This is a genomic window from Streptomyces sp. NPDC048718 (assembly GCF_043198875.1).
GTDB lineage: Bacteria > Actinomycetota > Actinomycetes > Streptomycetales > Streptomycetaceae > Streptomyces.
The window spans coordinates 527,621-536,343 of sequence record NZ_JBICVG010000004.1 but is presented as its reverse complement, the minus strand read 5'-3'; the positions used below and the strand labels follow the sequence as shown (position 1 = coordinate 536,343).

Annotated in this window: 6 protein-coding genes; all 6 read right to left on the bottom strand. The window is 71.5% G+C overall.

Annotated elements, in window-relative coordinates; all coding sequences use genetic code 11:
- Nucleotides 1-159: 159 nt before the first annotated feature.
- Nucleotides 160-1,317, bottom strand: coding sequence for a flavodoxin-dependent (E)-4-hydroxy-3-methylbut-2-enyl-diphosphate synthase (gene ispG / locus ACGFRB_RS10600; RefSeq protein WP_363000805.1), 1,158 nt, complete (start codon nucleotides 1,315-1,317; stop codon nucleotides 160-162).
- Between the two features lie 122 nt (nucleotides 1,318-1,439).
- On the bottom strand, nucleotides 1,440-2,744 hold the full coding sequence (locus ACGFRB_RS10595; RefSeq protein WP_393241527.1) for a M50 family metallopeptidase: 1,305 nt from the start codon (nucleotides 2,742-2,744) through the stop codon (nucleotides 1,440-1,442).
- Nucleotides 2,741-3,991 (bottom strand): 1-deoxy-D-xylulose-5-phosphate reductoisomerase, encoded by a 1,251-nt coding sequence (gene dxr, locus ACGFRB_RS10590; RefSeq protein ID WP_393241524.1) that lies wholly within the window; start codon nucleotides 3,989-3,991, stop codon nucleotides 2,741-2,743. Before dxr ends, ACGFRB_RS10595 begins: the two co-directional genes overlap by 4 nt.
- 348 nt (nucleotides 3,992-4,339) lie before the next feature.
- On the bottom strand, nucleotides 4,340-6,271 hold the full coding sequence (locus tag ACGFRB_RS10585; RefSeq protein WP_393241521.1) for an acyl-CoA dehydrogenase family protein: 1,932 nt from the start codon (nucleotides 6,269-6,271) through the stop codon (nucleotides 4,340-4,342).
- Nucleotides 6,272-6,412: 141 nt separating this feature from the next.
- Nucleotides 6,413-6,862 carry a hypothetical protein gene (locus ACGFRB_RS10580; protein WP_393241516.1) on the bottom strand — a complete coding sequence of 150 codons (450 nt, stop codon included), beginning with the start codon at nucleotides 6,860-6,862 and terminating at the stop codon, nucleotides 6,413-6,415.
- 307 nt (nucleotides 6,863-7,169) lie between these two features.
- Complete coding sequence (locus ACGFRB_RS10575) at nucleotides 7,170-8,615, bottom strand: aldehyde dehydrogenase family protein (RefSeq protein ID WP_393241590.1); 1,446 nt, start codon at nucleotides 8,613-8,615, stop codon at nucleotides 7,170-7,172.
- Nucleotides 8,616-8,723 lie beyond the last annotated feature (108 nt).

The window sequence follows — 8,723 nt, the reverse complement described above, 5'->3', positions numbered from 1 at the left end:
ACGAGCGGGCCGAGCACGATCGGTGCTGTGAGTCCGACTCCAGCACCCCGTGGGGGTCCCCCCGCCGAAGGCAGGGGGAGAAGGAGGCACAAAAAAAGGGGGCCCCGCCCGTGCCTCCTCGGCACGGACGGGCCCCCACAAGCGGGAAGGTCCGGGAGATCAGCCCGCGACCGAGACCGACGGCTCGCCGCTCGTGACGCCGTCCTTCTCCATCTGCTCGGCGATCTTCATGGCCTCTTCGATCAGCGTCTCGACGATCTTGGACTCGGGGACGGTCTTGATGACCTCGCCCTTCACGAAGATCTGGCCCTTGCCGTTGCCGGAGGCGACGCCCAGGTCGGCCTCGCGGGCCTCGCCGGGGCCGTTGACGACGCAGCCCATGACGGCGACGCGGAGCGGGACCTCCATGCCTTCGAGGCCGGCGGTGACCTCTTCGGCGAGCTTGTAGACGTCGACCTGGGCGCGGCCGCAGGACGGGCAGGAGACGATCTCCAGGCGGCGCGGGCGGAGGTTCAGGGACTCCAGGATCTGGTTGCCGACCTTGATCTCCTCGACCGGCGGGGCGGAGAGGGAGACGCGGATGGTGTCGCCGATGCCCTCGGACAGCAGCGCGCCGAAGGCGACGGCGGACTTGATGGTGCCCTGGAAGGCGGGGCCGGCCTCGGTGACGCCGAGGTGCAGCGGGTAGTCGCACTGGGCGGCGAGCTGGCGGTAGGCGTTGACCATGACGACCGGGTCGTTGTGCTTGACCGAGATCTTGATGTCGCGGAAGCCGTGCTCCTCGAAGAGCGACGCCTCCCAGAGGGCCGACTCGACGAGGGCCTCCGGGGTGGCCTTGCCGTACTTCTGGAGGAGGCGGCGGTCGAGGGAGCCCGCGTTCACGCCGATGCGGATCGGGACGCGCGCGTCGCCCGCCGCCTTGGCGATCTCCTTGACCTTGTCGTCGAACTGCTTGATGTTGCCGGGGTTGACGCGGACGGCGGCGCAGCCGGCGTCGATGGCGGCGAACACGTACTTGGGCTGGAAGTGGATGTCGGCGATGACCGGGATCTGCGACTTCCTCGCGATGGTGGCGAGGGCGTCGGCGTCGTCCTGGGTGGGGCAGGCCACGCGCACGATCTGGCAGCCGGAGGCGGTCAGCTCGGCGATCTGCTGGAGGGTGGCGCCGATGTCGGAGGTGCGGGTGGTGGTCATCGACTGCACGGACACCGGGGCGTCGCCGCCGACCGCCACCGATCCGACCTGGATCTGCCGGCTCTTGCGCCGCTCGGCGAGCTTGGTCGGAACGGTCGGGATACCGAGAGAGATCGCGGTCATCAGCTGTACAACCCCAAGGTGTGGTTCATCCGGCTCAGGTGGTTCAAGGTATTCGAGGTTACCGCCCCTACGGGCGGTGGCCGGACACCCCACGGGTTCCGGCCACCGTCGTCACTCGGTCGTCAGGTGAGTTTCACCGGGTTGACGACATCGGCGACAAGGACGAGCAGGGTGAAGCAGACGAAGACTCCGGCGACGACGTACGCGATGGGCATCAGCTTGGCGACATCGAAGGGGCCTGGGTCGGGGCGCTTGAAGATCCGCGCGGCGTGGCGGCGGACCGACTCCCACAGGGCGCCGGCGATGTGGCCGCCGTCGAGCGGGAGCAGCGGGAGCATGTTGAACAGGAACAGCGACACGTTGAACATGACCAGCAGGTTCATGAACCAGACGAGGATCGTCTGGGGCGGCGCGTCCACGGTCATCAGTTCGCCGCTGATGCGGGCGGCGCCGACGACGCCGACGGGCGAGTCCTGCTTGCGTTCGCCGTCGCCGAAGGCGGCGTCCCACAGGGCGGGGATCTTGCCGGGCAGGGCGAGGACGGATTCGACGCCGGCCTGGAGCTGCTGGGACATCCGGTCGGCGGACTGGCCGAAAGTCAGCGGGACGACTTCGCGGCCGGATTCGAAGCCGAGGTAGCCGGCGGAGACGTACTGGAGGGGCTGGACGACGTTTCCGTCGGCGTCCTTCTTGAGGACCCGGTTCTCCAGGAGGGTCGCCTTGAGCGTGAGTTCCTTGCCGCCCCGCTCGACGGTGAGGCCGGCGGGGCCGGTGGTGGCGCGGATGCGGTCGGAGAGCGTGTTCCAGTCGGAGACGCGTTCGCCCTGGAAGGCGACGATCCGGTCGCCCTTGAGCAGGCCGGCCGCCTTCGCGGGCGAGGGGCGGTCGCCGGTCTTGCAGGTGTCGCGCTTCTCGCTCTGGTCGATGACGCAGTTGGTGACGCCGGCGACCTTGGTGGTCTGGGTCTCGAAGCCGATGGCCATGGCGCTGCCGAAGAACAGCACGGCGGCGAGCACGAGGTTCATGAACGGCCCGGCGAACATGACGATGACGCGCTTCCACGGCTTGCGCGTGTAGAAGAGCCGGTCCTCGTCGCCTGGTTCGAGTTCCTCGAAGGACGCCTCGCGGGCGTCTTCGATCATGGAGCGCCAGGGCGAGGTCGAGCGGGCCTCGATCCGGCCGTCCTTGCCGGGCGGGAACATGCCGATCATGCGGATGTAGCCGCCGGCCGGGATGGCCTTGAAGCCGTACTCCGTCTCGCCCTTCTTCCGCGACCAGATGGTGGGGCCGAAGCCCACCATGTACTGCGGTACGCGGATGCCGAAGAGCTTGGCCGTGGAGAGGTGGCCCAGTTCGTGCCAGGCGATGGAGACGAGCAGGCCCAGCGCGAACAGCACCAGACCCAGCACGTACAGGAATACCGTCATGCGCGCGCCTCCGCGATTGCCTTCGCCGCGAGTTCCCGGGCCCGGGCCCGTGCCCAGGTCTCCGCTTCCAGGACGTCCGAAACGGTGAGGGAAGTTCCCCGGCCGGGATCGCCGTGTTCGCCGACGACCGCGGTGACGGTGTCCATGATCGCGTTGAACGGCAGGTCGCTGTGGAGGAAGGCGTCCACGCACTCCTCGTTGGCGGCGTTGAAGACGGCGGGCGCGGTGCCGCCGAGCCCGCCGACGTGGCGGGCGAGGTTCACGGCAGGGAAGGCCTCGTTGTCGAGGGGGAAGAACTCCCAGGTGGAGGCGGTCGACCAGTCGAAGGCCGGGGCGGCGTCCGGGATCCGCTCGGGCCAGCCGATGCCGATGGCGATGGGGCCGCGCATGTCCGGCGGGGTGGCCTGGGCGAGCGTGGAGCCGTCGGTGAACTCGACCATGGAGTGCACGTACGACTGGGGGTGGACGACGACCTCGATGCGGTCGAAGGGGATGTCGTAGAGCAGGTGGGCCTCGATGACCTCCAGGCCCTTGTTCACGAGCGTCGCGCTGTTGATCGTGATGACGGGGCCCATCGCCCACGTCGGGTGGGCCAGCGCCTCCTCGCGGGTGACGCCCGCGAGCTGGTCGCGGGTCCGGCCGCGGAAGGGGCCGCCGGAGGCGGTGACGACGAGCTTGCGGACGTCGTGGCGGCTGCCGGCGGCGAGCGCCTGGAAGAGCGCGGCGTGCTCGGAGTCGACCGGGATGATCTGGCCGGGCTTGGCGAGCGCTTTGACCAGCGGGCCGCCGACGATCAGCGACTCCTTGTTGGCGAGCGCCAGGGTACGGCCGGCCTCCAGGGCGGCGAGCGTGGGCGCGAGGCCGATGGAGCCGGTGATGCCGTTGAGCACGGTGTGGCAGGGCGACGCGGCGACCTGGGTGGCGGCGTCCGGCCCGGCCAGGATCTCGGGCAGCGGCTCGGAGCCGTACCGCGCCTTCAGGGCCGTACGCAGCTCCTCGGCGGCCTCCTCGCGGGCGACCGCGACCGTGCCGGCCCGCAGCCGGTGCGCCTGCTCGGCGAGCAGCCCGATCCGGCTGCCGGAGGCGGCGAGGGCGGTGACCCGGAACCGGTCCGGGTTGCGCAGGACCAGGTCGACGGCCTGGGTGCCGACGGAACCGGTCGAGCCGAGCACGACGATGTTCCGGCGCCCTTCGGAGATGTCGAAGGCGGTGTGGGGGTCGGCGAGAGGAGAGGGGCGATCGCTCATGCCCCCCATTGTTGCCGCAAAGCCTGTGCCCTCTTCACAGGGTCCGGCGGATCGCGCCGAAAACGCCGGGGAAGTCCCGGAAGAGTGGGAAGACCGGCTGGACACGGACGTACGCGGGCGGGGCCGTCGAACGTGCGGCCGGGGCGGCGGGACCAGCAGCGGCGACCGGACCAGCAGAGGCGGCCGGGCCCGCCGGAGCGAGGGCCACGCGCGCGTGGGTCTCGTCGCAGGCGGTGAGCGGGCCCCGTACGCACCGGGGTCTCGCACACCCACGGGCCTCGTACGCGCGCGTGGCTCCCGCTCCGGCCGGCGGCTCCCGCGCCGAGGCCCCGGCCGGCCGGCCGTTCCTCAGCCGATGGTGCGGTGGACGTCGGGCCGGGTCGACGGGCCGGGGGTGGTGTCGGCGATCCAGGGGCCGTCGTCGCTGGGGTCGAGGACGCCTTCCTCCAGCCAGGTGTACGCACCGGCCAGGACGCCGTCGACGACCTTGCGGTCCAGGTCGTCGGTGTTGGCCCACAGCCGTCCGAAGAGTTCGTCGGTACGCAGCCGGGCCTGGCGGCAGAAGACGTCCGCGAGCCGGTGCGCCGGGCGGCCGTGGTCGCCGGTGGTGCGCAGGAGTTCGGCCCGTACGCAGACGGCGCTCATCGCGAAGAGTTCGGCGCCGATGTCGACGATCCGGCCCAGGAAGGCCTGTTTGAGTTCCATCCGGCCCTGCCAGCGCGACATGGCGTAGAAGGTGGCGCGGGCGAGTTTGCGGGACGTGCGTTCGACGTACCGCAGATGGGTCGCGAGGTCGCCGAACTCCCCGTACGCCCCGGGGAGCTGTCCCTGTCCGGCGACGAGCTTCGGCAGCCAGCGGGCGTAGAAGCCGCCGGCCCGTACTCCCGCCCTCGCCTTGTCGGCGAGGGCCTTGTCGGGGTCGATGATGTCGCCGGCGACGGCAAGGTGGGCGTCGACGGCCTCGCGGGCGATCAGCAGGTGCATGATCTCGGTGGAGCCCTCGAAGATCCGGTTGATGCGCAGGTCGCGCAGGAGCTGTTCGGCGGGGACGGCGCGTTCGCCGCGGGCTGCGAGCGAATCGGCGGTCTCGTAGCCTCGGCCGCCGCGGATCTGGACCAGTTCGTCGGCGATGCGCCAGGCCATCTCGGAGCCGTACAGCTTGGCGAGCGCCGCCTCGATCCGGATGTCGTTGCGGTCCTCGTCGGCCATCTGGGAGGCGAGGTCGACCACGGCCTCCAGGGCGAACGCGGTCGCCGCGATGAACGAGATCTTGGTGCCGACGGCCTCGTGGCGGGCGACGGGCTTGCCCCACTGCTCGCGTTCCGCCGCCCATTCGCGGGCGATCTTCAGACACCATTTCCCGGCGCCCGCGCAGGACGCGGGCAGCGAGAGCCGGCCGGTGTTGAGCGTGGTCAGCGCGATCTTGAGGCCGGAGCCCTCGGGGCCGATGCGGTGCGTGGCGGGGACGCGGACCCGATGGAAGCGGGTGACGCCGTTCTCCAGACCGCGCAGGCCCATGAAGGCGTTGCGCTGTTCGACGGTGATACCGGGCGAGTCCGCCTCGACGACGAACGCGGTGATGCCGCCGCGGTGGCCCTCGGAGGCGGGGACGCGGGCCATGACGACGAGGAGTTCGGCGATCACGCCGTTGGTGGTCCACAGCTTGACGCCGTCGAGGAGGTACGCGTCCTCGCCGTCGGGGACGGCGGTCGTCGCGAGCCGGGCCGGGTCCGAGCCGACGTCGGGCTCGGTGAGCAGGAACGCGGAGATCGCGCCGCGCGCCAGCCGGGGCAGGAAGGTGTCCTTCTGTTCCCGGCTGCCGAACAGTTTCAGCGGCTGCGGTACGCCGATCGACTGATGCGCGGAGAGCAGCGCGCCGAGCGCCGGGCTGAGCGAACCGACGAGGGCGAGGGCCCGGTTGTAGTACAGCTGGGTGAGGCCGAGGCCGCCGTACTTCGGGTCGATCTTCATCCCGAAGGCGCCGAGCGCGCGCAGTCCGTCGATCGTCTCGTCGGGGATCCGCGCCTCGCGTTCGATCCGCAGGCCGTCGACTCCGCCGCTCTCGCAGAAGGCGCGCAGCTTGGCCAGGAAGGCCTCGCCGCGCCGGACGTCCTCGTCGGCGGGCAACGGGTGCGGATGGATGAGGTCGAGGCGGAACCGGCCGAGGAAGAGTTCCTTGGCGAAGCTCGGCTTGTGCCAGTCCTGCTGGCGGGCCGCCTCGGCGACCTGCCGGGCCTCGCGTTCGGTGACCTTGGGCGACCGCTGGGTGGGTGCGGACATGAGGGGCTCACCTCGCCGCTCGTCGGGGCGTGGAGCCTGGTGGCTCCCTGTCCGTCGTACCCGAAATATCCGCTTCCGGAAAGCGGGAGGACGGCGCGGGGCGGGCCTCGGGTCCGGTCGCGGGGACGCAAACGGGTCCGCCTACCGGGCCGACCGCAGCCGGAAGACCGCACCGCCCTCGACCGCGCCGGGCGGGGGCGATTCCTGTGTCAGCGGGCTCGGTGCGGTCGCGGGCACGAGCACCTCGGCCCAGAACACGTTGCCCGCGACCACATAGTCGTACGGATGACCGGCGGAGAGCCTGAAGAGGCGGTCCCCGGGCGACCAGGCGCGCCCGATCCTCCGGCCCTCGGCACGCAGTGCGTCCGGGCCGGCGTCCGCCAGGCCGAGGCCGTCGCGGTAGTAGTCGGAGAGCGAGATCCGGGAGACGTCCTGGAAGAGCACGTCGAAGACGCGGGGCGGCCTCGCGTCGTCGCGGGCGAGGAACCCGCGCAGCAGGACCTTGCCGTGTCCGTGCTCGACGGCCCACGGACTGAAGGTCCCTTCCAGCCGGGCGGGAAGGTGGTCCGTGACGACTACGCGGTAGGGCATGCGACCTGTCCGGGGGTGGCGGGGCGGCAAGGCGGGGAGGTGGCGAACCGGGTGTGGGCCTACCTGGTGCGGGTGTACCCGGGGCGGGCGTATCGACACCGTAGCGCCGTCGCTCCCACCGTCGCTCCCGCCGTCCGCCGTCCGCCGTCCCGCCGTCCGCCGGATACGGCCGACGGCCGGAGCCCCCGCACAGTGGGCTCCGGCCGTCGTTCTCTCCCGCCCGTGCGGCGCGCGTGTCGCCGTACGGGAGTTCATGGGGCGCGCGTCGCGCGGCGTGGGCCGCGCGACGCGGGCGGGTCGCTCGCTTCTAGAGGGCGAGGCCCGTCATGACCAGCGAACGCTCGTACGTGTAGTCGTCCATCGCGTAACGGACGCCCTCACGTCCGACGCCGGAGCGCTTGGCGCCGCCGTACGGCATCTGGTCGGCGCGGTAGGAGGGGACGTCACCGATGATCACGCCGCCGACCTCGAGGGTGCGGTGGGCGCGGAAGGCGGCCTGGATGTCGTGCGTGAAGACGCCCGCCTGGAGGCCGAAGTCCGAGTCGTTGACCAGGGCGAACGCCTCGGCCTCGCCGTCGACCTTGGTGACGGTCAGGACCGGGCCGAAGACCTCGCAGCGGGCGAGGGTGACATCGGCCGGGAGGTCGGTGAGGACGGTCGGGGCGTACGTCGCGCCGTCGCGCTTGCCGCCGGTGAGCAGCGTGGCCCCGGCCGCGACGGCCTCGTCCACCCAGGACTCGACACGGCGGGCGGCGGCCTCGTCGACGAGCGGGCCGACGTCGGTGGCGTCGTCCGCCGGGTCGCCGGTGACCTGGGCCTCGACAGCGGCGACGATCTTCGGCAGCAGACGGTCGTGAACGGAGCCGTCCACGATCACGCGCTGCACGGAGATGCAGGACTGGCCGCCCTGGTAGTTGGAGAAGGTCGCCATGCGGGTGGCGGCCCAGTCCAGGTCGGCCTCGGAGGACCAGTCGGGCAGGACGACGGCGGCGGCGTTGCCGCCGAGCTCCAGCGTGCAGTGCTTGTGCGGCACGGACTGCTGGATGGCGTAGCCGACCTTGTCCGAGCCGGTGAAGGAGATGACGGGCAGCCGCTCGTCCTGGACGAGGGCGGGCATCCGGTCGTTCGGCACGGTCAGGATCGACCAGGAGCCGGCCGGCAGGTCGGTCTCGGCCAGGATCTCGCCCAGGATGAGGGAGGAGATCGGGGTGGCCGGGGCCGGCTTGAGGATGATCGGCGCGCCGACGGCGATGGCCGGGGCGACCTTGTGCGCGGCGAGGTTCAGCGGGAAGTTGAACGGCGCGATGCCGAGGACGACGCCCCGGGGGATACGGCGGATCAGCGCGAGCCGGCCGGCGCCGCCGGCCTCGGTGTCGAGGCGCTGGACCTCGCCGCCGTTCCAGCGGCGGGCCTCCTCGGAGGCGAACCGGAACACGGACACGGCACGGCCGATCTCGCCGCGCGCCCACTTGATCGGCTTGCCGTTCTCGGCGGAGATCAGCTGGGCCAGTTCCTCGGTGCGCTCGGCGAGCCGCTTGGCGACGTGGTCGAGAGCGGCGGAGCGGACGTGCGCCGGGGTGGCGGCGAACTCGTCGACGACGGCGTGCGCGGCGGCGACGGCTTCCTCGACCTGGGCCTCGGTGGGTACGGAGACGGTGCCGACCAGACGTCCGTCGTACGAGTTCGTGACGTCGAAGGTCGTCTCGCCGGTGGCCTCGCGGCCGGCGATCCAGAAGCCGTGGGTGGTCGTCATCGCGTCCCGGCCCTTTCCGTTGGGGGTGATGGGGTCGAGGAGCCCGCGCTCAGGCACTCGCGCACTCGCTCTCGTGACACGTTAGGACGAAGCGGGCTCATGAACGCT

Coding starts and splice junctions, on each gene's coding strand:
- dxr (WP_393241524.1), bottom strand. CDS start 3,991: ATGAGCGATCGCCCCTCTCCTCTCGCCGACCCCCACACCGCCTTCGAC.
- ACGFRB_RS10595 (WP_393241527.1), bottom strand. CDS start 2,744: ATGACGGTATTCCTGTACGTGCTGGGTCTGGTGCTGTTCGCGCTGGGC.
- ACGFRB_RS10585 (WP_393241521.1), bottom strand. CDS start 6,271: ATGTCCGCACCCACCCAGCGGTCGCCCAAGGTCACCGAACGCGAGGCC.
- ACGFRB_RS10580 (WP_393241516.1), bottom strand. CDS start 6,862: ATGCCCTACCGCGTAGTCGTCACGGACCACCTTCCCGCCCGGCTGGAA.
- ACGFRB_RS10575 (WP_393241590.1), bottom strand. CDS start 8,615: ATGACGACCACCCACGGCTTCTGGATCGCCGGCCGCGAGGCCACCGGC.
- ispG (WP_363000805.1), bottom strand. CDS start 1,317: ATGACCGCGATCTCTCTCGGTATCCCGACCGTTCCGACCAAGCTCGCC.